This is a genomic window from Paenibacillus sp. FSL R5-0527, assembly GCF_038008055.1.
Lineage (GTDB): Bacteria > Bacillota > Bacilli > Paenibacillales > Paenibacillaceae > Fontibacillus > Fontibacillus macerans.
Window position 1 is genome coordinate 2,492,463 of the sequence record NZ_JBBOYI010000001.1, and the last position, 23,728, is coordinate 2,516,190.

The 23,728-nt window shown below is 53.9% G+C and carries 23 protein-coding genes and 5 tRNA genes; 23 read left to right on the top strand and 5 right to left on the bottom strand.

Annotated features, from left to right (window positions below; translation table 11 throughout):
* Positions 1 to 428 precede the first annotated feature (428 nt).
* Entirely contained in the window at positions 429 to 1,706 is a 1,278-nt protein-coding gene (locus NYE69_RS10920) for an IS110 family transposase (protein WP_326045729.1), read from the top strand.
* A 633-nt stretch (positions 1,707 to 2,339) separates the two neighbouring features.
* On the opposite strand, the gene NYE69_RS10925 is transcribed toward NYE69_RS10920, so the two are convergent.
* Positions 2,340 to 2,693 carry a hydrolase/acyltransferase gene (locus tag NYE69_RS10925; RefSeq protein WP_340926176.1) on the bottom strand — a complete coding sequence of 118 codons (354 nt, stop codon included), beginning with the start codon at positions 2,691 to 2,693 and terminating at the stop codon, positions 2,340 to 2,342.
* 147 nt (positions 2,694 to 2,840) lie between these two features.
* On the opposite strand from NYE69_RS10925, the gene NYE69_RS10930 reads away from it, so the two are divergent.
* Positions 2,841 to 3,311, top strand: coding sequence for a SprT family protein (locus NYE69_RS10930; RefSeq protein WP_340926177.1), 471 nt, complete (start codon positions 2,841 to 2,843; stop codon positions 3,309 to 3,311).
* A 297-nt stretch (positions 3,312 to 3,608) separates the two neighbouring features.
* On the top strand, positions 3,609 to 4,040 hold the full coding sequence (locus NYE69_RS10935) for a hypothetical protein (RefSeq protein ID WP_340930604.1): 432 nt from the start codon (positions 3,609 to 3,611) through the stop codon (positions 4,038 to 4,040).
* Between the two features lie 78 nt (positions 4,041 to 4,118).
* Here the strand turns inward: NYE69_RS10935 and NYE69_RS10945 are convergent, their stop codons facing one another.
* On the bottom strand, positions 4,119 to 4,679 hold the full coding sequence (locus NYE69_RS10945; RefSeq protein WP_328269979.1) for a winged helix-turn-helix domain-containing protein: 561 nt from the start codon (positions 4,677 to 4,679) through the stop codon (positions 4,119 to 4,121).
* 96 nt (positions 4,680 to 4,775) lie between these two features.
* Positions 4,776 to 6,038 carry an MFS transporter gene (locus NYE69_RS10950; RefSeq protein ID WP_340926178.1) on the bottom strand — a complete coding sequence of 421 codons (1,263 nt, stop codon included), beginning with the start codon at positions 6,036 to 6,038 and terminating at the stop codon, positions 4,776 to 4,778.
* 187 nt (positions 6,039 to 6,225) lie between these two features.
* Between NYE69_RS10950 and NYE69_RS10955 the strand changes: the two genes are divergently transcribed.
* The 4 genes from NYE69_RS10955 to NYE69_RS10970 all read left to right on the top strand — a co-directional run bounded on the left by NYE69_RS10955 (position 6,226) and on the right by NYE69_RS10970 (position 6,942).
* Positions 6,226 to 6,301, top strand: a tRNA-Asn gene (locus tag NYE69_RS10955).
* Positions 6,302 to 6,308: 7 nt separating this feature from the next.
* Positions 6,309 to 6,397: transfer RNA gene (locus NYE69_RS10960), tRNA-Ser, on the top strand.
* A 219-nt stretch (positions 6,398 to 6,616) separates the two neighbouring features.
* Positions 6,617 to 6,691: transfer RNA gene (locus tag NYE69_RS10965), tRNA-Glu, on the top strand.
* Between the two features lie 168 nt (positions 6,692 to 6,859).
* Positions 6,860 to 6,942, top strand: a tRNA-Leu gene (locus tag NYE69_RS10970).
* Between the two features lie 313 nt (positions 6,943 to 7,255).
* Here the strand turns inward: NYE69_RS10970 and NYE69_RS10975 are convergent.
* Entirely contained in the window at positions 7,256 to 8,107 is an 852-nt protein-coding gene (locus tag NYE69_RS10975; protein ID WP_328269981.1) for a Cof-type HAD-IIB family hydrolase, read from the bottom strand.
* 167 nt (positions 8,108 to 8,274) lie between these two features.
* Here NYE69_RS10975 and NYE69_RS10980 point away from each other — a divergent pair, with 167 nt between their 5' ends.
* Both NYE69_RS10980 and NYE69_RS10985 read left to right on the top strand, forming a co-directional pair.
* Positions 8,275 to 8,595, top strand: coding sequence for an AzlD domain-containing protein (locus NYE69_RS10980; protein WP_270619677.1), 321 nt, complete (start codon positions 8,275 to 8,277; stop codon positions 8,593 to 8,595).
* Positions 8,596 to 8,608: 13 nt separating this feature from the next.
* Entirely contained in the window at positions 8,609 to 9,325 is a 717-nt protein-coding gene (locus NYE69_RS10985; protein WP_270619676.1) for an AzlC family ABC transporter permease, read from the top strand.
* Positions 9,326 to 9,367: 42 nt separating this feature from the next.
* Here NYE69_RS10985 and NYE69_RS10990 read toward each other — a convergent pair whose 3' ends face one another.
* A complete protein-coding gene (locus tag NYE69_RS10990) occupies positions 9,368 to 9,991 on the bottom strand; it encodes a PAS domain-containing protein (protein ID WP_270619674.1) in 624 nt (207 codons plus the stop codon).
* 217 nt (positions 9,992 to 10,208) lie between these two features.
* Between NYE69_RS10990 and NYE69_RS10995 the strand changes: the two genes are divergently transcribed.
* The 14 genes from NYE69_RS10995 to NYE69_RS11060 all read left to right on the top strand — a co-directional run bounded on the left by NYE69_RS10995 (position 10,209) and on the right by NYE69_RS11060 (position 23,709).
* Positions 10,209 to 10,592 (top strand): helix-turn-helix domain-containing protein, encoded by a 384-nt coding sequence (locus NYE69_RS10995; protein ID WP_340926179.1) that lies wholly within the window; start codon positions 10,209 to 10,211, stop codon positions 10,590 to 10,592.
* A gap of 60 nt (positions 10,593 to 10,652) precedes the next feature.
* Positions 10,653 to 10,735, top strand: a tRNA-Leu gene (locus NYE69_RS11000).
* 176 nt (positions 10,736 to 10,911) lie between these two features.
* On the top strand, positions 10,912 to 12,633 hold the full coding sequence (locus NYE69_RS11005; protein WP_270619673.1) for an alkaline phosphatase: 1,722 nt from the start codon (positions 10,912 to 10,914) through the stop codon (positions 12,631 to 12,633).
* Positions 12,634 to 12,725: 92 nt separating this feature from the next.
* Entirely contained in the window at positions 12,726 to 13,460 is a 735-nt protein-coding gene (locus NYE69_RS11010; RefSeq protein ID WP_155620555.1) for an ABC transporter ATP-binding protein, read from the top strand.
* Positions 13,457 to 14,671 (top strand): ABC transporter permease, encoded by a 1,215-nt coding sequence (locus NYE69_RS11015; RefSeq protein WP_328273993.1) that lies wholly within the window; start codon positions 13,457 to 13,459, stop codon positions 14,669 to 14,671. The genes NYE69_RS11010 and NYE69_RS11015 overlap by 4 nt, the downstream gene beginning before the upstream one ends.
* A 19-nt stretch (positions 14,672 to 14,690) precedes the next feature.
* Complete coding sequence (locus NYE69_RS11020) at positions 14,691 to 15,668, top strand: hypothetical protein (protein WP_270619671.1); 978 nt, start codon at positions 14,691 to 14,693, stop codon at positions 15,666 to 15,668.
* A gap of 262 nt (positions 15,669 to 15,930) precedes the next feature.
* Positions 15,931 to 16,209 carry a hypothetical protein gene (locus NYE69_RS11025; RefSeq protein WP_340926180.1) on the top strand — a complete coding sequence of 93 codons (279 nt, stop codon included), beginning with the start codon at positions 15,931 to 15,933 and terminating at the stop codon, positions 16,207 to 16,209.
* Between the two features lie 193 nt (positions 16,210 to 16,402).
* Positions 16,403 to 17,536: a nucleotide-binding protein gene (locus NYE69_RS11030; protein WP_340926181.1), complete on the top strand. Its 1,134-nt coding sequence runs from the start codon at positions 16,403 to 16,405 to the stop codon at positions 17,534 to 17,536.
* Positions 17,537 to 17,547: 11 nt separating this feature from the next.
* Positions 17,548 to 18,795, top strand: coding sequence for a CpaF family protein (locus NYE69_RS11035; protein ID WP_340926183.1), 1,248 nt, complete (start codon positions 17,548 to 17,550; stop codon positions 18,793 to 18,795).
* Complete coding sequence (locus tag NYE69_RS11040) at positions 18,792 to 19,598, top strand: type II secretion system F family protein (protein ID WP_340926184.1); 807 nt, start codon at positions 18,792 to 18,794, stop codon at positions 19,596 to 19,598. The genes NYE69_RS11035 and NYE69_RS11040 overlap by 4 nt, the downstream gene beginning before the upstream one ends.
* A 15-nt stretch (positions 19,599 to 19,613) precedes the next feature.
* Positions 19,614 to 20,489 carry a type II secretion system F family protein gene (locus NYE69_RS11045; protein ID WP_340926185.1) on the top strand — a complete coding sequence of 292 codons (876 nt, stop codon included), beginning with the start codon at positions 19,614 to 19,616 and terminating at the stop codon, positions 20,487 to 20,489.
* A 91-nt stretch (positions 20,490 to 20,580) separates the two neighbouring features.
* On the top strand, positions 20,581 to 20,775 hold the full coding sequence (locus tag NYE69_RS11050) for a Flp1 family type IVb pilin (RefSeq protein WP_328273445.1): 195 nt from the start codon (positions 20,581 to 20,583) through the stop codon (positions 20,773 to 20,775).
* A gap of 7 nt (positions 20,776 to 20,782) precedes the next feature.
* A complete protein-coding gene (locus NYE69_RS11055) occupies positions 20,783 to 21,439 on the top strand; it encodes a TadE/TadG family type IV pilus assembly protein (RefSeq protein WP_340926187.1) in 657 nt (218 codons plus the stop codon).
* Between the two features lie 41 nt (positions 21,440 to 21,480).
* On the top strand, positions 21,481 to 23,709 hold the full coding sequence (locus NYE69_RS11060; protein WP_340926188.1) for a hypothetical protein: 2,229 nt from the start codon (positions 21,481 to 21,483) through the stop codon (positions 23,707 to 23,709).
* Positions 23,710 to 23,728: the final 19 nt, after the last annotated feature.

Sequence of the window (23,728 nt, forward strand, 5' to 3'; positions counted from 1 at the left end):
GCCGGGCCTTCCGTTGCTCACGTAGGATTATCCTACGCTCCGCTACTCAGTCCCTGGCTTCATCCAACCTTCTCGGTGCTGAAAAGCCGTGATTTTCGCCTTCATTTGAAAGAGGAAGCGAAAATCGCGGCTTTTGATCACGAAGCGTGCGCTAAAGAAGCGGATTCGGCGTCGAATCTTGCGTTCACCTTCGAAGTCCGGTGCTCATGTACACTGGCGTTGGCAGTAACTTTTGCTCAAGCTTTCCCGTAAAGCTATCCGAAATCTAACGGTTGTAGCAGCGGCTATTTGCCGAAAAAAGGCCTTTTCTAAACTCTAAACATTCCTGTGTAGGTTAAGATTTCGTCTTTGAAAAAAACAGGAGCGCCTCGTATGATAGGGGTGTCGACGGGTCAAAAGCCCTTAAAACCTATCAGGAGGCGCTTACTATGAAGTCTACTCGAATTCAAACCACAAATCAACGGATTGAACGAATTACCATGCAGCATGCGATCATCGGGATTGACATCGCCAAGGATGTTCATGCCGCCCAAGTGACCGATTTTCGGGGGCGTGTCCTGACACCACGCCATCTGTCGTTCGCAAACACGCGGGAAGGCTTTGAGAAGCTTCTGCGCTGGACGTGTGACGTACAGGACAAACACCATCTATCCTCACTCATCGTCGGCATGGAGCCCACAGGCCACTATTGGTTCAATCTCGCGAATTGGTTACGGGAGCAAGGGATCACGGTGGTACTGGTGAACCCGGTAACAGTGCATCGTAATAAGGAAAATCGCGACAATTGCCCGTCCAAGAACGATCCCAAGGATGCATTGAACATTGCCGACGTAGTTAGCCGAGGCTTCTACACGGACTATACGCCAGAGGCGGCTGTTTTCAAACGACTCAAGGCGGTTATGAGTGATCGAGAATTTTGGGTCAAGCAGCAGGTGAGCCTGGGAAATCGCATTATCCGCTGGATCGATCTGAAGTTTCCGGAATTCCGTTCGGTCTTCCCGGATTGGACAGTTTTGCGTTCTCTGGCGTCGCTCCGCGCCTTTCCGTTGCCGTCCGACTTGCAGGGTCTTCGTACGGATGACGTGATCGAAGCTTGGCGTGAGCAAGGGATGAAACGTGCGGGCGGAGTAAGTGGCAAAGCGAAGGCCGCCCGGCTTCTTCTGGTGGCTGCACATAGTATCGGCGATATACAGGCACTTGAAGAAGCGCGGCGTGACCTGCAGCGTTTGCTGGATGCGTATGAATATGCCGTCAAGTCGCTTGAGGAGATCGAGCAGGAAGTCAAGAAGTTACTAGGCTGTATTCCGCTAGCTGGGCAGTTGCGAAGTATTAAAGGCCTTGGAACCATAACGATCGCGGCCCTTCTGGCTTGTGCCGGAGATTTGCGTAACTATGCCCATGGGCGTCAACTGCTGCGCCGGGCCGGTCTGAATCTAGCGGAACGTACTTCGGGCAAGTTCAAAGGACAGATCAAGCTCTCCAAGCGCGGGGACAGCATGCTTCGCAAGTATCTCTACCTGGGCGTGCTGGGCTTGGTTGGCCAACATCCGGACTTTAAGCGATGGCATGAGTACAACCTGAAGAAAGGAATGAAGAAGATGGCTTCAATCACCAAGTTAATCGGCAAACTCGCTCGAATCCTCATTGGCATGGTTCAGAAGGGGGAACCGTATCGCTCCGAGATAGCGGTCCACCGAGTCGCCTAGCCTAAATCTATTGACGTAACCGAGCCTGGCTGATAATCCGTCGTCATACGAAGATTGACTCGTTCGCAGGATTCGAACAAAGAAAGCAACACAGAACCGAGTTTCGCAACCGTAAGGGCAAATGACCCATCTTTTAAACGCAATCGGTCTCCACGCCTTGGACAGGTACAACGAAGGAATGTAAGGGCGAAGACCCGTAGAGACATGGGAGGGTGAACCTCCAGGGGCCGAGTGGAGGGTGCAGGAAACCATTTTTTGGAGAAGTGCAAAGATGCACGACTTCTGTTCCTGCACACCCTTTTGCAAGAAACCACGGCTTTTTGTCCGGAGCTCCCCCATCTCTTCGCTTTTCAAGGTAGCGAAATCCTGCGAATAAGTGAGTATTCGTGAGAAAACTTCTTAAATACGAGGGACGGTTGCGAGCGCCGTTATTTGCCTGCCTCCAAGCAAAAATTGCCGGTTTTCAGTGAAATAAGCTCCATAACAACCGTTACAATTTGAAATCAACCGTATTGGAACAAATAGCGCTTGTGGCAACCGTTAGAATATTGGTGTGCCCAGAAAAGGTAGCTTGCCAGATTTAAATGCAACGCCAGTGGCTCATGTAGGCTTTCCCTACACTCAACCCTGAATTCAGCTTGCGCCTTCTTCCTCGTACCACTGCTCGAGCTGGGCCTGAAGAGCGCGAATTTCGGTCAGCAGTGAGATCAGCGGGTAGTTTTCTTCCTGGATGGAAGAAAAGGAGGCCTCCAGCTCATTGATATAATCCAGTCCGCTCGTAATCCTCAGCGATTCCTGCAATAGATCCAACCGGTCGCATTCGGCGATCGCACGCGGCAGCGCCGGGACCTCCCGGGCCGTTAATTTGTCGATCTCCTTATTTAACCGCAAATTCAATGCGCTGAGTTGATAAGCATAGTCCGCGGGCATCTCCACGAACTTCAACTCCTGGCCTTGCTGCAAAATCACGTACCTCATCATGGACATCGCTTATGATCTCCTTTTCTATTAAACTACTTGACAGTGTAGCGTAATAGGAAGTTAAATTTCAAGTAAAAGTCCACGCTGGCCCAAGCCGACCATTCCGGTGACTACAACCCGCCGGGACGAAGTTCAGCAAGAAAGGAGAACCCGATGAACAACGACCAATTGCAAGCCTGGGTCGAGCAAATCTCGCTCCGTGATTTCGGCGTTCCTTTTCGCCACCGGGCCCGGTTTAACAGCCGGCTGCGTACGACCGGGGGGCGTTATTTTACAAAAACCCATGACATCGAAATCAATCCCGCGCAGCTCGCCGTTCATGGGCAAGAGGAAGTCGAGAAGATCATCAAGCACGAGCTTTGCCATTACCATTTGCATTTGTCGGGACAAGGCTATCAGCATCGAGACCCGGAATTTAAGGCTCTGTTAAAAAAGGTCGGAGGAAGCCGGTTCTGCAATGCTTTGCCCGGAAATCAACAAAGAAAAACTTTGCCTTACCGTTACAAACTGGTCTGCGTAGAGTGCGGCATGGAATATCTACGCAAACGCCGCGCGGATCCGAACCGCTACCGCTGCGGAAAATGCGCCGGACGGCTGCGCTTAATCCAGCTCCTCGGCAAATAGGCGGAACATTGGTCCGATATATGATATACTTTGATCATAATGCGAAAGAGGAAGCGAAAATCACGGCTTTTGATCACGAAGCGGTGCAAAGAAGCGGATTCGGCGTCGAATCTTGCGTTCACCTTCGAAGTCCGGTGCTCATGTAGGTTTTCCCTACACTCCGCTCCTCCTTCTTCAGGTTCACGCAACCTTCTCGGTGCTGAAAAGCCGCGATTTTCGCCTTCATTTGAAAGAGGAAGCGAAAATCACAGCTTTTGATCACGAAGCGGTGCAAAGAAGCGGATTCGGCGTCGAATCTTGCGTTCACCTTCGAAGTCCGGTGCTCATGTAGGTTTTCCCTACACTCCGCTCCTCCTTCTTCAGGTTCACGCAACCTTCTCGGTGCTGAAAAGCCGCGATTTTCGCCTTCATTTGAAAGAGGAAGCGAAAATCACGGCTTTTGATCACGAAGCGGATGCTAAGGAAGCGGATTCGGCGTCGAATCTTGAATTCAGCCGGGCCTTCCGTTGCTCACGTAGGATTATCCTACGCTCCGCTACTCAGTCCCTGGCTTCATCCAACCTTCTCGGTGCTGAAAAGCCGCGATTTTCGCCTTCATTTGAAAGAGGAGTGATTGAAGATGGCCCAATCCAAAGCCAAAAAGCAACGCAACAAGCAGATCCGCGAAGGGAAGAGAAATCCCGAACTGAGCCGCAGCCCGTTTGTTTTCACGGATTTGAGGACCCGTAAAACGAAAACGAAGCTGGAACAAATGAACAAGCAAAAATATAAGAACCACGCTTCCGCTTATGGAGACGATGGTTCTTTTTATTTTCCCGGAGAATCCGTGTTTTTGGCTATGGTGAAAAAAATTTCATAACGTTCGGCATCCGGAGATTTGTTATCTTCCTGGTGCTGTTCGCAGAAATCATTGATCCACCGGAATAATTCCTCCGCTTTTTCCTTCGTCAAAAAAACGCTCGGACTCGTCATTTGCGCCGAAGGCGGGGTGAGCCTGGAGGCTTTCAAAAAGCGCTGCTTGCTTTCATCGTAAAGATGGCTGAGCAGTTTTTCCGTCTCGGATTGAAAGACCTGCCCGATCACCTCGTCGATCTCGCTTTTTTTAATATGGATTGCCCCTTTAAAAGGCTCATAATATTTGGCCGTAATGCCGTTGACCAGTTTGGTGTCCGCCAGCTGCAGCAGCCCGATGCGCTCCAGTTTTTTGGCGTGGTAATATACTTTGGCAGGCACCTCCCGCATCGCATCCGCCACTTCCTTGATCGTCGCCGGACGATTTAAGCGCTGAAATTCGTTTATGATCTGCATGCGATACGGATCCGAATAAATGCGGATTTCCTCCAGCGTTTTCAGTTCCTTGATTTCCATGTGCGCGCACCCCATGTTAAGACTAACAACCGGTTATTTTTTCGTTTAATTTAGTATAGCTTATCCATGGAAATGCGCAAAGCAGCTAGCGGTTCGTCAAATGTTCATAAACTTACGCTCTTTCAACAGGTAAAAGACGGGCAGCAGCATGAATACTCCAAAAACGAGATAGAGCAGGTGGACCTGCATCCATTCCCCTATCACGCCAGCCAGGGCGCTCCCCGCCGGAATCGCACAGGTGCAGACCATGTTGTTGAGGGAGCTTACTCTTCCAAGCAATTCATTAGGTACCGATTCCATGAAGTACGTTGTGCACGGGGTGTTGATTAAAGAGATGGCCAAGCCCATGCCAAAACAGAAAGCCGCAGCCGGGTAAAGCGGATGTACCGGTAAAATAGCGGGGACATACAACAAAGCGTAATTGCTTCCCAGCAGCAAGTAACCGGTGATGATGAGCCGGCTTTTTTTAAAGTGGCCGCCCTTTTTGCCGATCCATAATCCGCTGGCGATCATCCCGATGATCAAGCTAATGCCCAACAGACTGAGGGCCTCGGGGCCGGATCGTAAAATTTCATTAACGTATACCGCATTCAGCACATTGTACGGCGACAGACAAAAGTTCACATAAGCTGCGGTGAAAATAATGGTTAGGACAAGTTTGTTCGCTTGAAGGTAGCGCAGACCTTCCTTGACTTCTTGAAAAAAGGCGCTGCTTGCTTGGTTTAACGGGGGAAGGGAGGCCGGGGGAACGCGAAGGAATGCCAGGAGCGCGGCTGCGGCCGTGAAGGTAAGTCCGTCTATTAAAATCGCGGCCGATATTCCCCAAAAGGCGATGATACCGCCGGCCGCTGCCATACCCGCCAACTCGGCGATTCTTGACGCAGTGGCGCTGAGTGAATTGCCGCTGAGCAGCTTTTCCTTGGAAAGGAGCTGTGGAACCAAGGCGGTCTCGGCGGGGGAAGCGAAGCATTCAAGCGTGGAAATCAACAAGGTAAAAATATACAAGTGCCACGGAGCCAGAAGCCCTTTCCAATACATCAAAGCGGTGACGCTGACGAGGATTCCCCGGCCCAGATAGGCTGCAACAACGACATTTCTTTTGGGCCAGCGGTCCACCAGGGTTCCCGCAAAAAAGCTGAACAGCAAGTTGGGGACATAATTCAAAGCGAATAGAGTCCCCATTAAAACCTTGGATCCCGTTAGCATATACACCATCCAGCTGTAGGCAATGGAATCGATCGAATCCCCAAACCTGGAGATGACGCGGGCAAGAAGGAGATACGTAAACGGTCTGCTTACTGTCAGCTCCTGCTTTAAACCTCCTAATCCTTTTCTTTTGACCAGGACTTTTTCGCTCATAACAATCACCTCGTTAAAAAATAAATTTAACGTTAAAATTATTTTAATGTTAAGTTTATTTTATTGATTTCCCTGCGGATTGCAATATTTATTTTCCATTGCTTGTCCTTAAGGGGAATGGCCGCTAAATCTTGACTTTGCCGCCTAATCGTGATAAATTTATTGGTGTTCTCACAATTTCTAATGTTCCCCGATAGCTCAGTCGGTAGAGCACTCGACTGTTAATCGAGTTGTCACAGGTTCGAGTCCTGTTCGGGGAGCCATATTCTTGGAGAGATACCCAAGTGGCTATAAGGGGACCCTCTGCTAAGGGGTTAGACTGCGTAAGCGGTGCGAGGGTTCGAATCCCTCTCTCTCCGTTTTGAAATATCTATCTAAAGAACCTCCCGTTCATCCGGGAGGTTCTTTTATGCAGAGGGATGAGAATGATATCCAGCGATGAACTGGCGCGCAGGATAATTCCCTATAATTCTCTCAAAAAGAATTTTAAAAGGTAAACCTGAAAATTAGGGGTTGCAAGGCGAAAATGTTTTTGCTATACTCAATTTTGTCGCTGCTTCCAAGCGGCATGAGGCTGCGGCCCGTTGGTCAAGGGGTTAAGACACCTCCCTTTCACGGAGGTAACAGGGGTTCGAATCCCCTACGGGTCACCACTTTCTTAATAGCTTCAAGTAGGGGTGAGAAGCCCTGATAGGGGTTCGTCGGAGCATAAGCTTCGGCAGGAACACTTCGCAGTCTCGAGCGAGGCGAGAGTATTCCCTAACGGGTCAAAACCTTCTTCAAAGCTTCAAGTAGGGGTGAAGCCCTGAACATATGAATATGCGGTCGTGGTGGAATGGCAGACACGCTATCTTGAGGGGGTAGTGGGCGTACGCCCGTGGAGGTTCGAGTCCTCTCGACCGCATCAAATTGCAGAAAGAACCTTGCAGAACGCAAGGTTCTTTCTGCATAACCAAAGGCGATTCGCGGGCCAAGCATTAGTATTTAGCAAAGCGAGCTTTTGGTTAGGACTTTACAAGATACATCTTTAACCGCAGAACAAATTTAACGGTTGTCACAACCGCTATTTGTTCCAGGAACGTTGATTTCAAATTGTAACGGTTGTCATGGCGCTTAATTCACTTAAAACCGGCTAATTTCGCATGGATTAGTTCCCCCGAGTTTTTTGCGGGTCTATCCTTGAAGCCGCCACGCTCACGTGTGCCATGAACCGTCCGCTACAGTTCCAGCAGGTGGTTCAAAGCGTAAGCCACGCCATGGTGATTGTTGTCGCGCGTGACCATGGTGCTTAATTGTTTGATTTCATCGACCGCGTTGCCCATCGCAATGCTTGTCCCGGCTGCGTGAAACATGGAGATATCGTTGTAGCTGTCGCCGATCACGACGGTATCGGCCATGGGGACCCCCAAATGCTCGGCCATAAAGCGCAGGGCGTTCCCTTTATCGGTTTCGATGGATATAATTTCCACTGTGTGATCGGCGGAAGACGTCGTGTGAAGATGGCGCTGCCCGCCAAAGTGCTTGCGGATGCGGTCCAGCTTAGTTTCGTCGTAAGTAAATACCAGCAGCTTATAGACCGGCGCCCCGCGCTTCAATAGCTGCAAAGGGTCGTCGATCTGTTGAAAACCAAATTGGACAAATTGGATTTGGGCGCTTTTCCACAAGCGCTCGCGGCTGGCCGCCGGATTGGCGCTTGCCAGCACATCCAGTTCCGCCTGCAGCTTGCGCTCCCCGCCGTAAGGGGAATAAATCGCCTCAGGGCAGAATATCTCAAAATAAACTTGCTGCTCCAGCAGATATCGAACCGCGTCCAGGGCCGCGGCTGCTGCGATCGGCGTTTCCCGCAACAGCTGTCCGCGTTCGTTATAAACGGCGGCCCCGTTAAAACCGATAATCGGGATAGCCAGGCCGCCCGTCAAAGCTTTAGCGTCAAAGCTGGCCCGGCCGGTGCATAGGGTTACGGTGTGGCCTTTGGCGGCCGCTTGGCGAATCGCATCCAGCCCCTCGGTGCTCGGCTTGCTTTCGGATGTCAACAGCGTACCGTCCAAATCAACGGCGATCAGTTTCATGAATGGTTTCCTCCTTACCCAAGTGTGTCTCTCTTTCGGGTCTATTGGTTTATATTTTTTGATCTCCGTATAAAAGTATAGTTTATGAAATGCATTTCAGGTCAACAGGCCCGGGCAAAAGCGTTCATTTCGGCAAAATACATATGCAAAATGGGGTGAGGGTAAACGTGACCGGCGCTTTCTGGATTATTATGATGATTGGAGCGGGGACTTATTTATTGCGCGCGGGATCTTTGGTCCTCGGGAGCCGCATAAAATGGTCCGAACGCACGAAGGAGTGGCTTTCATTTGTTTCCCCGGCCGTGCTCGGAGCGCTGATCGGTCCTTTGCTGCTGCTGGACGACGGGGAGTGGATACCGCTCATGGAAAATAAAATGCTGCTGGCCGCCATCCCGACGATGGCGGTAGCTTGGTGGTCGCGGCGTTTACTGCTGACGGTTGCGGCCGGGATTGCTTTTTATGCCGCGGTTTATTATTTGATGGGATAGGGGGACGGTAGAGATGAAACGTTATGATGAAATAGGGCTGGCGCTGCGCCATGCCGTCCCGATTATGCTTGCCTATTTTCCCTTATCCATGACATTTGGTTTGCTTGCGGCCGCCGGCGGACTCTCCGGACCGCTTACGGTTTTTAGTTCCCTGTGGATTTTTTCCGGAGGGGCGCAATTTATGCTGCTAGGCATGTTTACCTCCGCCGCTGCGCCTGTTACGATCATAACGACCATTTTGCTGGTGAATATGCGCCATATTCTTTATGGAGCTACGATGGGGCCTTATTTGACCGGATGGCGGGAAGGCCCAAAATGGCTGGCGGCGATCGGGCTGACAGACGAAGGGTTTGCCGTTACATCAACCCGGGCAGCCAGCGGCGAACCGTTAAATCCTTCCTATTATATAACGTTTTCTTTGGCCATCTACGGGTCCTGGATTGCCGGAACCGCTGTCGGAACCGGCCTCGGTGGTTTGGTCACGCCCGAGGCGGCGGCTATTCTCGGCTTCGCTTTGCCGGCGTTATTCCTGGCGCTGCTGTTCGGCGGCGAACGAACTTTGCCTTCCATGGTGGCAGCCTGCACGGGTATCGTTTTATCCACTTTGGGGGAGATGGTGAATATGGGCGGTCTCGGCCTTGTCGCCGGCGGGGTGGCGGGCGCTACCCTTGGGCAGATGGTGCGGCGGACGAGGAAAAAAGCGGCAGCCGTCAAAAGTGAGACAGCTTAGCGCCCCGGGTTAGGTCCGTCCGAAGAAAGCCGGGCGGGCCCGTCAAGTGTCATCCTGCCTTTCCAAAATGGACGAATATTTGGGATAAAGCACCCGGATGCAATCAGGACAAATGTCATGGGTAAATTCGGCATGGGCATGCTTTTGCAAATAAGCTTCGATCGAATTCCAAATTTCATTTTCGTCCTTGATTTTTTTGCAGACGGCACAGATCGGAAGCAAACCCCGCAGCGCATTAACATGCGACAAGGCTTGCTCCATATGCTGCTCCCTTTCCTTAAGGCGTGTAATATCGGTACAACTGACGACCATTCCTTGCGCCGGAGTATTGCGTGTTTTTCCCAAGGGACTAATCTCCGCCAGAAACCAGTTAATTTCTTGAGGGCCAACGGCCCGAATTTCCATAGCGTAATAATCGCATGTCCCGTCGAGGATTTGGAGGATATGTTGGAGAAGCTGGCGGGACTCAGGGTCGTCGCGTCCGGCGCTGCGAAAATACTCAATCACGTTTATTCCCGGGCGGTCCCAAAGGGGCGTTTGGCCATATTGACATGCCCTTTTGGCCCAATTGTGGTTCACCGCCAGGACGATTCCATCCGGACCGATTACGGCAATGCTTTGGCTTAGCGAATGAATTGCTGCTTCACACAGGGATATTTCTTTCACGGCGGATGCGCTCCCGTCAATGGAATAAGGGCAGTCATAGAGACCTATTAAGTCCTTCAAGGCGCTGTGTTAAGATGTAAGCAGCCTCTTAATCTTCAAAAACCCCTTCTTTACACGAATACGCAGGAACAATAGTTTTGTTTCATCCACACTGTATACGTAAATGCGTAAATTAACAATCGAAAAAATAACGTAAATGCGAGATGATTACGGTGTTATGGGAAGGTTGGGGAAGAAGTTGTCCATTTACGAGCGTATCGAACTGCTGATTAAAAATGCGGGTCTGACCAAAAAGGCGTTTTGTTTGAAGCTTGGCATCAGCACGGGGAATTTGGGCGACTGGAAACGCGGGAAGTCAACGCCGAGCTCGAATAAGTTGATCGAAATTGCGGATTTTTTTGACGTGAGTTTGGATTGGCTCATGACCGGACGGGAAAAACAGGCTTCCGCCGTAAACGAAGGCAAAGCCAAATATACGGCCCGGGACGGCGACTGGAACGCCTTTTTTGCCGCGCTGTCGGAATCGGAGCGGGCTTTCGTCCGGGAGTATATCGAATTTGCCCGCTACGGGAAACAAAGGGGAAAGCAGTCTGGGGAATAATACCACTTTACATTTAGCCGCCGCGAAGATATAATAGTAATGTTCGTTTCTAAACCATTCGCGGTCGTGGTGGAATGGCAGACACGCTATCTTGAGGGGGTAGTGGGCGTACGCCCGTGGAGGTTCGAGTCCTCTCGACCGCATCATATGAAAAAATGACGGAGATGTCCCGTAAGTGCAAACTTGCGGGGCATCTCTTTTTATGTTTTTGCTATATTAAGGCTGAAATTTTTTACCAAACAAGAACAATCTTATAACATCGGGCTAATACTCCCCAATTAAACTTCTCTTTAGTTCGTCATTTTGGGGAGGGGAAGCAATGAACAAGTTTTGGAAAGGATTGGCCATCAGCGGTTTGGCGCTGTCCGTCGTCTCGGCGGGAAGCTTCGTCATGGCAAAAGGGGAGCAGCCGGAGCAAAACGCGGCAAACGGAAAATCGCGGAATCTGATCGTGCTGATCGGCGATGGCATGGGGCCGGCGCAAATCTCGGCGGCGCGTTATTACCAGCAGTACGAGCACGGCACGAAGTCGTTGAATCTGGATCCGTATTATGTCGGTCAAGCGACTACATACGCGGACCGCGGGGAAGACGGGGGCACCGTCGTGTCCGGGATCGTCACGGATTCGGCTTCGGCCGGAACCGCTTTCGCCACCGGACACAAGACGTATAACGCCGGCATCAGCGTATCGAACGAAGACGTCTCCAAGCCGTTCGCTTCGATCATCGAGGCGGCCGAGCGCGGCGGCAAGTCGACGGGTCTGGTGACGACGGCGCGGATCACGCATGCGACGCCGGCCGTTTACGCCTCCCATGTCCGCAATCGCGATAACGAAAACGCGATCGCTTCGCAGTACCTCGACAGCGGCGTGGACGTGCTGCTGGGCGGCGGGGAATCGTTTTTCGTCACCAAGGAAGAAAAAGGAAAACGCAGCGACAAAAACCTCCTGCCCGAGTTTAAAGCCAAAGGTTACCAAGTGGTGAAAACGGCCCAGGAGCTGAAGGCTCTGCCGGCGAAAGAAGGTAAAGTGCTCGGCCTGTTCGGCAGCTCGCACGTCGCCTATGTGCCCGACCGTACGGACGAAACGCCAAGCCTGGCGGATATGACGTCCAAAGCGCTCGAGATTTTGTCCGCCGACAAAAACGGCTTTGCGATCATGATCGAGGGCGGCCGGATCGACCATGCCGGACACGCCAACGATTTGCCGACACTGGTGCAGGAAGCGCTCGATTTCGACGCGGCTTTTAAGGTGGCGCTTGATTTTGCCAAGAAGGACGGCAATACGTCCGTCGTCGTTACGGCCGACCATGAGACCGGCGGTTTATCCCTGTCCCGGGACAATATTTATGAAGTCAACATCGACCTGTGGGACAAGCAAAAGCATTCCTCCGAGTATCTGGTGACGGCGCTGAATGAAGCGAAAACGATTGCCGACGTGAAAAAAATCGTTGCGGAGAACACCTGGATCACCGACTTGACGGATGAAGAAGCCAAGCTGATTCTCGATGGCGACGGTTCCTCCTACAAACGCGAGGGCGGATATAACGCCGTTATTTCCAAGCGGCTGCTGATCGGCTGGTCCGGCCACGGACATTCCGCCGTCGATGTAGGCGTGTGGGCGTACGGGCCGATCGCCGACAAAGTCAAAGGACAGATCGACAACACGCAGATCGCGTTTGCCGGCGCCGAGGTACTGGGCGTGGACCTGCAAAAGGCGACGGCTGAGCTGCAATCCAAATATGTGTATCCGAAATTCAAAATCAACCGCGAAAATGAAGTGCTCTATCCGGCGAAGGCTTTAACGGAAGCGCTCGGCGGGACATACAATGAATCCGGCAACACGGCGACGTTGAGCGGAAAAGGCGGCAAGACGATTACGGTGGACCTCAAAGCGGGATCCGCAAAAACCGACGAGGCCCCGAATAAGCTGACGGTCGACGTGGACAACGGTACATTGTACTTGCCGCTGGCGGCGTTTAACGAACTGACCGGAAAATCGCTGAAATGGGACTCGCTTTCCGAACGGATCGCATTGCAGTAATCCGGCAGGCAGATTTTCCGAAAAAACAGGAGGAACGATCCGTGTTCTCCTGTTTTTCCATCTTAACGGATTAACGGAGGGAGAGAGCACTCATGCTGAACATTCGCGGTTTGAGAAAACAGTTTCAGGTTGCCGGGCGAAACATTCCGATTCTGGATATTCCCCAGTGGGAGGTGCGCCAAGGGGAGAAGCTGGCGATTACCGGGCCGAGCGGATCGGGCAAAAGCACGTTGCTGCATATCGTCAGCGGCTTGATGCGTCCCGACGAAGGCGAGGTACAGGTGTTTGAACGGGAGCTCCAGCAGATGTCGGAAGCGGCCCGGGACCGTTTCCGGGCGAAGCATATCGGCTACATTCTTCAGGATTTTCACTTGATTCCTTCCTTGACGGCCAGGCAAAACGTAGAAATTACGCTGCCCCGCACGAAAGGAAGAAGAGAGCGGCGGGAGCTGATCGACCATTGGTTTGAGCAGGTCGGCTTAAGCGACCGCGGCCGCCATTTGCCGTCCCAGTTGTCCCGCGGTCAGCAGCAGCGGGTGGCGATCGTCCGGGCGCTGATCAACGATCCGGCGCTGGTGCTGGCCGACGAACCGACGGGAAGCCTGGACTGGGAGACGGCGGAGGAAGTGACGGACCTGCTGCTTCGGCTGTGCGAAGGCCGGCAGCATACGCTTGTGGCGGTCACCCATGACCTCAATTTGGCGGACCGGTTTCCGCGCCGCCTGCATATCGCGGAAATCAACCGATTGTCCGCAGAGCGCCGGAGACTATCCGCCGCCGGCAGCGGCGGTTCCGCGCCTGCGGCCTTGGAGGAGCAGACGGGATGAGTTTGTTTCAGATTTTGCTGCGCAATATTTGGCACCGCAAGTTTCTTTCGCTGTTGACCGTCGTTTCGGTGGCGGCAACCGTGGCCTTTACCGTGCTGCTTTCGCTGTCGCGGGACAGCGTGGAGCAGGGGGCCGAGAAAGGCTACGGGCCTTTCGATATCGTCGTCGGGGCGGCGGGGAGCGAAACGCAGCTTGTGCTCAGTACGTTTTATCATATCGGAGCGCCGACCGGCAACATCCCGCTGGCAACGCTGGAGACGGTCCGGCAGGACCCGGGCGTCGACGCGGCATATGCGATGACGGCGGGGGACAACTACAACGGGTATCCGATCGTCGGGATCGAGCCGTCCTATTTTTTGACCCGTTACGGGGATCGCGCTTTAGCCGCCGGAGAGCTTTACGGGAAAACCGGCGAGGTTGTGGTCGGGACGTATGTGGCGAGCATGCTCGGCCTTCAAGTGGGCGATACGTTTGCCGGAGCGCACGGATTGATCGAGGGAGCCCATCACCTGGAGGAAGAGTCGGAGGAGCACGGCGAGCACGATGAGCACGATGAGCACGGAAGCTTCAGGTATACGGTAAAAGGGATTCTTCCCAGACTCAACACGCCCGATGACCGCGCCGTCTTCACGACGGTCGATTATGCCTGGGCCGTGCATCAAGAGGCTGACGAGGAAATCACGGCGATTCTGGTTAAGCCGGCGACGCTGCTGGGAGCGCAGCAGCTCAAAAACGCTCTGGAGCAAACGGGGCAAGTGCAGGTTGCCTATACGAGCAAAGCCGTTGCCGATGTCGTCAACCTGGTGGACCGCGGGGCGGAAATCGTTGAAATCCTGACCTGGCTATGCGTTATTTTGGCGGCGATTTCGATCCTGCTGTCCCTGATTGCCGCTGCCGGCGAACGGACGAAGGATGTCGGCCTGCTGCGCCTGCTGGGAAAGTCGAAGGCTTACGTCTGGATGACGATGATCGGGGAAGGGCTGCTCGTCACCGCTGCGGGGCTGGTGCTTGGCATCCTGGCCGGTCATATTGCCGGGTTTGTTTTGAAGGACGCGCTGTTCGCTTACGGGGGGATTCAGATTGAACCGTTCCGCGCTTCGCCGGACCAGGCGTATATTGCCGCGGGGACGCTTATCATCGGGCTGGCGGCTTCGCTGGGGCCGGCGATCCGGCTGTACAGAATGGACCCGCTCGCTTTATTTCGGGCGTAACGAAAGGAGATGGCTTAGCGTGAAAAAAAAGTTATCCCTGCTGTGGCTGCTGTTCGTGCTGTCGGCGCTGCTGCTGCAAGCCTGCGGCAAGGATGAGAGTTTAGAGGGCGGAGCCGGATCGTTCGGCGCCGCGGCGTCGGCGGGGACGCCCTTCAGTTATGAGGTGCAAAGCTCGGGTACGGCGGAGAGCGAACAGCCGCAGCAGGAGCAAGCTTCAAACAATAATCCGGCCGTCCGGAAGGACGGGGACGCTCCGGAAACCGAGCGCGCGGCCGATTCCAAATTGAAAGCCGCCGCCACACCGGATAAGGCGGCTGCGCCGGACACGGCCGCCGGAGCTCCGCAGGATGCAGCGTCGTCTGCGGCGGGCGCGGGCGAATCGGGCAAGGCGGAAGGGGAAACAGCCGAAAAGCCGAAGGCATCGGACGCCGGCCGGGCCTCCTCCGCCTCAAGCTCCAAAAAGTCCGATACCGCGAAGTCTGAGCAAAGCAAGGCCTCAGGCAAGAACGCCGCGGCGGCTTCGCCCAAGCGCTCCGGTTCGGGCGGAATCGCGAAAGCCGACACGTCCGGCGGCGCAAGCGAACCGGCCCGCGCTTCCGCTTCCGGTAAAGCGAAGGGGGCAAAGTCGGATGTGACGACCATCGGCTGGTCCGAGTTTTTTGATGGGGACGATCAGACGACGCCTTCTGAACGCTTTTGGGATCTCAGCGGTTCAACGGTCACCATCAAGGGGTTTATGGGCGAGGTGCTGTCGTTTGAAAACCACTGGTTTCTGCTCATTCCTGAGCCGGGTGCGGAATGCCCTTTTGACAACGGGGACGAGACGTATTGGAACAAAATCATGATCGTGTTCGTACCGGACGATGTCAACCTTCGCTACAAGCCGGAGGCGCTGCAGATAACCGGCCGGCTCGATGTTGGCATCAAAATCGACGAGTCCGGTTACAAGACGATGTTCCGGCTGTACGACGCCTCTTTTGAAGAGATCAAAGAATAATGACAAGCACCCCCGCTCTGAAAATAAACGGAGACGGGGGCTTTTTATTTAAAAACGGCTTTATGAGGAATGAAATCGCTTTTTTTTGCGCATCCTATCCAAATGCAGGAATTATAATGCCAAACAAGCTTTTTTAGCGCCTTTTTAAGTTGACACGCCGGAGAAAATTATTTAATATGTCTAAGTACTAAAAGTGCGGGTTCAAACCTCTAAAAGAGAGTATCTCTGGAGCGGAATGAAATTTGATAATACGGGTGATCGAATGTCTTACAGACCGAAAGTTGTGAACGTGACGAAGGCCGGAAGCAACTACAATGATGGATTATACGAGTTTATCGCCAAATTGGCCGATGGAACGGAATGCCGTGTGTTTTACCACCGCGATCCGAACTGGCGGTTAACGAACGTCAACCGGCTTCAAAAGACGCCGTGCCCGGTCTGCCGCAAAGATTTTATTTGCCAGTGCATGGAGAAGTTTTCCGGTGAAATTCACCGTCAGATCGATGAGGGACAATGGCTTGACAAGCTTTTGTCGAAGTAATTTTTAAGAGTTTGCGGGCACGGGGAAACCCGTGCTTTTTTCTTTTAATTTGGGACTTGCCGAGGACCCAAAACTGTGATATTCTTACAGTAAATTTCAGGAATAACGGGAACGGTAGCACCGTCCATGATCCGATTTGTGTCGGGTTTTGGGCGGTGCTTTTTTGTTTTCGTCCAAAGGAAGGTGAAGACTTATGGGGCCGATCCGGCTTGTGCTTGCCGTGCAGGATGAGCAGTATATCGAAGCTTTTTTATATTACGCCCGCAGCGGGGAGTTCAACCGCAATCTGATCTTGACCGCGTTCAGCCGCAAGGAGGCGCTGGACAGATACCTGGAGGAGTCCGCCGGGTTTGTTGACGCTGTGCTGGGAGAAGCGGTTTTTCGGGAAGCGATGGATGCGGCCGACAAGCGGGGGATTTCATGGATCGTTCTCGGCGAAGAAGGCAGCGCAAATGACGGCAAACCTTGCGTGGAGAAATATCAGCCGCTCCACCTGCTTCTGCAAACGGTGCTGGACTATGTTCGCGGCGGCAAAGCCGGGAAGGCGCCGGAGGAAGGCCAAGCGGCGGTCATCGGGGTCTACTCCAGCGTCGGCGGATGCGGCAAAACGACCGTAGCGCTGAACATGGCCCGGCAGCTGGCCGCGGAAGGAGGTAAAGTGTTTTATTTGAACCTCGAGACGTTAAGCAGCGGCAGCCTGTTTGCCGGACCCTCGTTCAGGGAAGGGCAGACGGCCGGACTGGCCCGGTTGTTGTATGACCTTAAGGCTGCCGACGACAAACGGGCGGCCCCGGAATTTCCGATTTCCATGTATGCTTACAGGCATCCGGTACTGCAGGGAGATACGTTCGGCCCGCTGGAGAATATCAACGAAATGCTGGAAATGGAACGAAAGGATGCTGTCGGGCTTATCGAGTACATCGCGGGGAGCGGACTTTATGACGCGGTCATTATTGATCCTGATTCCTATCCGGGCGGAAGAACGGAAGGCGTGTTTGAGCGGGCGGATCAATTGGTGTGGCTTGTCACGGATGAATGGGGCGTGATGCGGAAGACGGGGGGTTGGCTGTCCCACCTGGAACGCTCGCGGGCTGCTTTATACCATGAATTGCTCGGAAAAACGCGGTTTGTCCTAAACAAGTACACCGGAAATATCGTAACCGAATTGCCGAAGCCGGGGCTTTCGATTCAAGCGACATTGTCGTTTGTCCCTTCCTGGAGCCAGGGAAGCAGGCAGGGCGAACTGCCGTATTCCCCCGCGTTTCAGCGGGATGTGCTGAAGTTGTGCCGCGAGCTTTTGGGCGGTGCGGAAACTAGCCCGGCATAGGAGGGGTAAAGGTGAAGGAGGAAATATTCGCTGCGCTGCGCAGCGATATACGCATGGGGCTCGATGTCACAAAGGTAATGAGCGACGCGCAGCTGCTGGAGTACATTGAAGGGTATGTGCTGAACGATGCCCGTTTGGCCGATTTGACGGCTTCCGACAAGCGCAAATGGGTTCGCCGGTTATACGATTCTTTCCGCGGTCTCGATGTGCTGCAGCCGCTTGTTGAAGACCGGACGATCACGGAAATCATGATCAACAGCCATGAGGAGATCTTTGTCGAGCAGGAAGGCCATGTCCTAAGGCTTCCCGTCCGTTTTGAATCCCGTGAGCGGCTGGAGGACATTATCCAATCGATCGTCTCCGGCGTAAACCGGGTCGTCAATGAATCTTCGCCGATCGTGGACGCCCGGCTTCGCGACGGTTCCCGGGTAAACATCGTGTTGCCGCCGATCGCCCTGAAAGGCCCCACCATGACGATCCGGAAATTCCCGGCACAGCCGCTGACAATGGAGAAGCTGGTCGCCATCGGTTCGCTGAGCGAGGAGGCCGCTTTGCTGCTGCAGAAGCTCGTCAGAAGCAGATACAACATTTTTATCAGCGGCGGTACCGGTTCAGGCAAAACGACGTTTTTAAACGCGCTCTCGCAGTTCATCCCGCCGGACGAGCGGGTGATTACCATTGAGGATTCGGCCGAGCTGCAAATCGTGACCGTGCCGAATCTGGTGTCGCTGGAGACTCGCAATGCCAATACGGAAGGAAAAGGAGAAATCGCCATTCGCGACCTGATCCGCTCGTCGCTGCGGATGCGCCCCAACCGGATCGTCGTCGGCGAGGTCCGGGGCCGCGAAGCGCTTGATATGCTGCAGGCGATGAACACCGGTCACGATGGGAGCTTATCGACCGGGCACGCCAACAGTACGGGGGATATGATCAGCCGCTTGGAAACGATGGTGCTCAGCGGCGCGGATTTGCCGATCAGCGTGGTCCGCCAGCAGATCGCCTCGTCGATTGACGTTTTTGTGCATTTGTCCCGGCTGCGCGACCGTTCGCGCCGGGTGATGGAGATTTCCGAGGTGGCGGGGTTAATGAAAGGGGAGGTGGTGCTGCGGCCGCTGTTTGTCTTTCAGGAGGAAGGGGAGCGGGAGGGCAAAGTCATCGGCCGACTGAAAAGTACCGGGGCAGGGCTTTTGCATACGGACAAGCTGCGGATGGCGGGGATGCCGCCGGAAGCTCCGGCAGAAGGAGGAGGGACCGCATGAAATGGCGGACTGATGTTTTTTCGGGGGAAAGAAACGCAGCGGGCGGGGCCCGCTCCGAAGGTCTTGCCGATTACCGTGTGTATGTTTTGACGGGGCGGCAGAAGGCTTTATGCATGCTGCTCGGCGGTGCGGCTTTATTCGCCGTCGGCTGCGTTTTTTTTCATTCCATCCCGCTGGCTTTAGGGTTGTCCGCCGGCGCGTTGTTTGTGCCGAAGCCCTGGAGCAGGCATTTACTCAGAAAAAGAAGAGAAAATCTCAGCTTGCATTTTAAGCAGGCGCTTTATTCCCTCTCCTCTTCGCTGGCCGCCGGCCGATCGGTGGAGAACGGGTTCCGCGAAGCGATCGATGATTTGAAACTGCTGTACCCGGACGGGGATAACGATTTGATCAGGGAACTCGGGATCATCTGCGCGCGGATGGAGTACGGACAGCCTGTCGAGGAAGCGCTGCTGGATTTCAGCCGCCGGGCCGGCATGGAGGATATCAGCAATTTTGCCGACGTGTTTACGACCTGCAAACGCTCCGGCGGGGATTTGGTGGACATCGTCCGGCGGACCTCGGCGCTGATTGGCGAGAAGCTGGAGATCGGGCAGGAGATCAGCGTCATGATTGCCCAAAAGCGCTTTGAAGCGAAGGCCATGCTTGCCGCTCCTATTCTGTTTTTATTGTTTATGGAAATGACTTCGCCGGATTATATGCAGCCGCTGCACAGCGGAGCCGGTCTGCTGATCTCGGCGGCCGCGCTGCTCGTTTTTGCCGGGTGCTCCTGGCTGATGCTTAAAATCGTCGATATTCGGGTTTAAGGAGGGATTTGCCGGATGTTCCTGGTGCTTTGGGGGATCTTGCTGGTTTTGCTGGGAGGATGGGGATGGGTATACCGGATATCCTTCCGCCGCTATAGCGGATGTACCCGATTTGTCATGGAGGGGCTGAGGCTGCAGCGCTTGTCGCCGCCAATACTGTATTTGCTGGAACGGGGCAAGGTGTCCCGGCGGTTTCCGGGCGTGTTCTTTAAAGTGAACCGGGCGGTGCAAAAAATATGCGGCGACCGGCGCAGCGGTGAGTTTACGCTCCTGTTTCTCGCCGAAACGCTCACTTACAGCTGGCTGCTGCTTACTTTGGGGTGCGTCCTGTCCCTGCTGATGAACGGTGATTCATCGGGGCTCGTGATCGGTGCGGTTCTAGCCTTGCTGCTTCCGGCTGCCTTGATCCATGATCTGCATCGCAAGGTGGTCCGGCGGGAGCATGCCGTTATTCTGGAGCTTCCCGAGCTGCTGAACAAAATCGTGCTTCTCGTCGGCGCCGGCTCAACGGTTCAGCAGGCGATCAAGCTCTGTCTGGAACGCAAGCGCGAACAGGAGAACCATCCGCTTTACCGGGAACTGTTCCAAATGCTGCGGGAATGGGAAGGGGGCTATTCCTTCCAGCAAGCCATGGAGGGGTTCAGCAAGCGCTGCGGAATTCAGGAGGTTTCCGCCTTCACCACCGCCGTGCTGCTGAACTATCGCCGCGGGGGCCATGATTTTGCCCTGGCGCTGCGCGACTTGTCCCATTCGTTGTGGGAGAAGCGCAAGGCCGTCAGCAAAACGCTGGGGGAGCAGGCTTCGTCAAAGCTGGTTTTTCCCATGGTGCTGATGTTTATGGCGATCCTTCTGCTGGTTGGCGCCCCCGCATTTATGATCATGGACCTTTAGGAGGCAGTTCAAAAAGTCATCTTTTGATCACGAAGCAAGAACATGGAGTGTATGCGGCATCGAATTTTGAAATTTAAGGAGGAAAAGGCCGATGTTAACGACAATGAGCAAGGAAGTTAAAGGTTTTTTGCATGACGAGGACGGCTTGGGGATGCTTGAGATGATTTTAATTATCGCGGTCATCGTCATTATTGCCGTGATCTTCCGTTCGCAACTGAAAGAAATCGTAAGCAGCCTGCTCGGCAAAGCAAAAACGAAAACCGAAGACTTTATGGACGGGAAGTAGGCGAAACATGCGGCGTTGCCTGCGGGATGCGAGGGGAAGCTTTACGCTGGAAGCGTCCTTGGTGTTGCCGGTCATTTTTTACGCGATATTGGTCTTGCTGTTCTTCTGCTTGTATCTGTACCAGAACGCTCTGCTTGGGCAGGCCGCTTCCGCAGCCGCGGAACGCAGCGCTTACACTTGGGACAACAGCTATCGTAACGATTTGACCGGAGCTTTTGAGGAGGGGCAATATGACTCTTTATATTGGCGTCTCAAGGACGACGGTATGCTGCAGAGCATTTTCGGTTGGGGCGAGGCCAACGGAGCCGTCCGGCTTCGCTTGCCTGCCGGAGCTGCCTCCGCCGATTCGCTGGCCGGCAAAAAGCTGGCCAGGACAGGAAGCGGGCTGCCCGGGAACATCTCGGGAGAAATGGAATATGACAACCGCATGCTTTTGCGCAAAGTTAAAGTGGCAATGGAACGGCTTGTTCCATTGCCGCCGCTGGAGAGCTGGTTGGGCGATATTTCCCAAACCGGATCTTCTTACGCTTATGTTATCGAACCTATGGAATTTATTCGCACCGTCGAGTTGGCGCGCTATTATGGGGCAAAGTTTAAGGGCAAAGGCGGAGACCCGATGGACCGGACGGAGGCCGGAAACGCGCTGAAGCTGTTTGGCAAATAGGCCGGGATTCAGGGATGGGGGATGGAAAGGAGGCGAAGCGTTTGTTTGCAAAGAGACGCTCGGAGTCAGGAGCGGTTACGGTCTTTTTAATTGTGGTGTTTGCGGCGATATTCGCCTTTGTGGCTATTTTTATCGACTTTGCCAGAATGTTTGCGCTGCAGGCCGAGACGGAAGCATTGGCCCATGCCGCGGCCAGATCCGTGATGTCTTCGTACGACCGGGAATTGGCCGAGCGGTACGGTTTGTTTGCGTTAGGAGAGACCGACAGCAATTACATTATGTCCAAAGTGCTCCAGGATTCTTTGCAGTTTGCGGGAAGAAGCGGGGGATTGCCGCTGCTTGGAGCGAAGCTGGAATCCTCGGCAATTGAACAACTTCGTCCGCTTGGTTCCTACGCCGCGTTTGAACGGCAAATTCAGGAGCAGATGAAATACCGGGCGCCGATTGATCTAACGGTAGAAATTCTAAATCGCTTCAAACCGATGGCGCAAGTGATGAAGGAAGCGTCGAATACGGTCGATTTGCTCGGCAAATTGCAGAAGCTGTACGATAAGCGCGAAGCGAAACTCGACGAGCTGCTGGAGATGCAGCGCCAGGCAGCACGCGCGGCGGAGGGGTTCGGGGAATTGCTGCCCAGGGGTTCGGCGCTCGCGATAGACGACGAACCTTTGGGCGGCAAGATCTCTTCAGTCCTGGACTTTACTGCCCAGTATGACGATTACAAGGAAAAGGTTGAGCTGGATAAGAAACCTGGGCCAGGGAACCCAAAGTACCGATGGAAGATTGAAATCTACCGTTCCGAAACGTCCAAAGTATACAAGCAATTGGACAAAATTCGCGCCAAAGCCGAAGAAAAGCATGAAAATTTGCTGCTGCAGGCCAAAGCGCTGCTTACTGAGGCACGCCAAATCAATGAGCAGATGAAACAAACGATAGAGGAGGCGGGGCAGCGCGCCGCCCAGAAGGGGTACAACGAAGTGGCTGCAGGGCCAAGCACCAGGGAGGACGGCCAAGTGAGCGGGATGGAGCAGATTGCTGCAATACGGGAGCAAAGCGGTTCGCTTGTCCTCTCCGAGGAACTTTTTACGGATCTCGAATCGGATACCGACGATCAAGCCGCGGCTTTTCAGCAATTGAACGAGGAAATCACCTCGCTGTGCACCCTGCAAAGCGGGGTCTTATCGGCGGTAACGTCTTCAAGAAAGCTGCAAACGGCTGTACGCCGGGTTGGCTGGAAGGCGGATAAATATATGCGGAGCTACGTGGACCGGGGAGCGGCGAATGTTTTGGAGGCCAATATGCAGCTGCTGGAATCGCATCGAGGGAGCGATAAGGAGCGCAAGTCGGCGGAGAAGACGGCCAGGGCCAAGCTGAAAGAAGCAACTGGTCTACTCGCGCGAATTAAGCAGTTTGGCAACAAGCTGAAAGCCCAGCAAGAGCGGTTTAATCAATTAAAAGCGGATTATGAAGCGAACCGGGACATGAACCGGGCCGCATCGGGCGGGGATGAGGCGGCGGGCGCCGCGATCGATAACGATCCCTATCGGGCGGGGGGTTCGGCGATGGCGGACATGGACGGCCTATTCGGAGGGTTATCCGGACTATTGGGCGGAATGACGGACAACGCTTTTCAAACCGAATACATCGCCAGCTATTTCCGTTGCTTGGATTTAAGTGCGCTGAATGAGCTGCTGCAGGGGAGCTCCGGCATGGACAAACCGGGTACGCTGGGCGATCAATTTGCGCCTGATCGGCAGGAGGCCGAATATATTTTGTACGGCTTTCACAATCCGGTAGGCAATATCGCCGCCGCTTACGGAGAAATCTTTGCGATGCGTTTGGCAATCCGGACGATGGAGGGATTCATCAAAAACGCATCAAAGGGCCATCCTCTGCTGGTTCTGGCCGCCGCGTTGCTGTACGGCGCGGAACATGCGCTGTCGGACATGCTTGCCTTAACGCGCGAAGGTAAAATACAGCTGAGCGAGTACATCAAAGTTGATCTTACCTACAGGGATCATTTACGGATATTTTTGCTGTTGCATGGAAGAAGCGAGAACAGATTGTCGCGCATGCTCGCAGTAATCCGGATGAACACGGGGATTGACACGGGTGAGCGGGCGACCTATACGAGCGGGAGAGTTTCGGTATCGATGTCGCTATGGTTTTTGCCGGGGGTTGCCAGAGCGTTGGGAGTGGCGGGCGTACTGAAAGGAAATGTGGAAGGAAGCCGGTATTATGCCGAGAAACAAGCGGACTTCTCATATTGATGAACGACAAGTTGCTGGC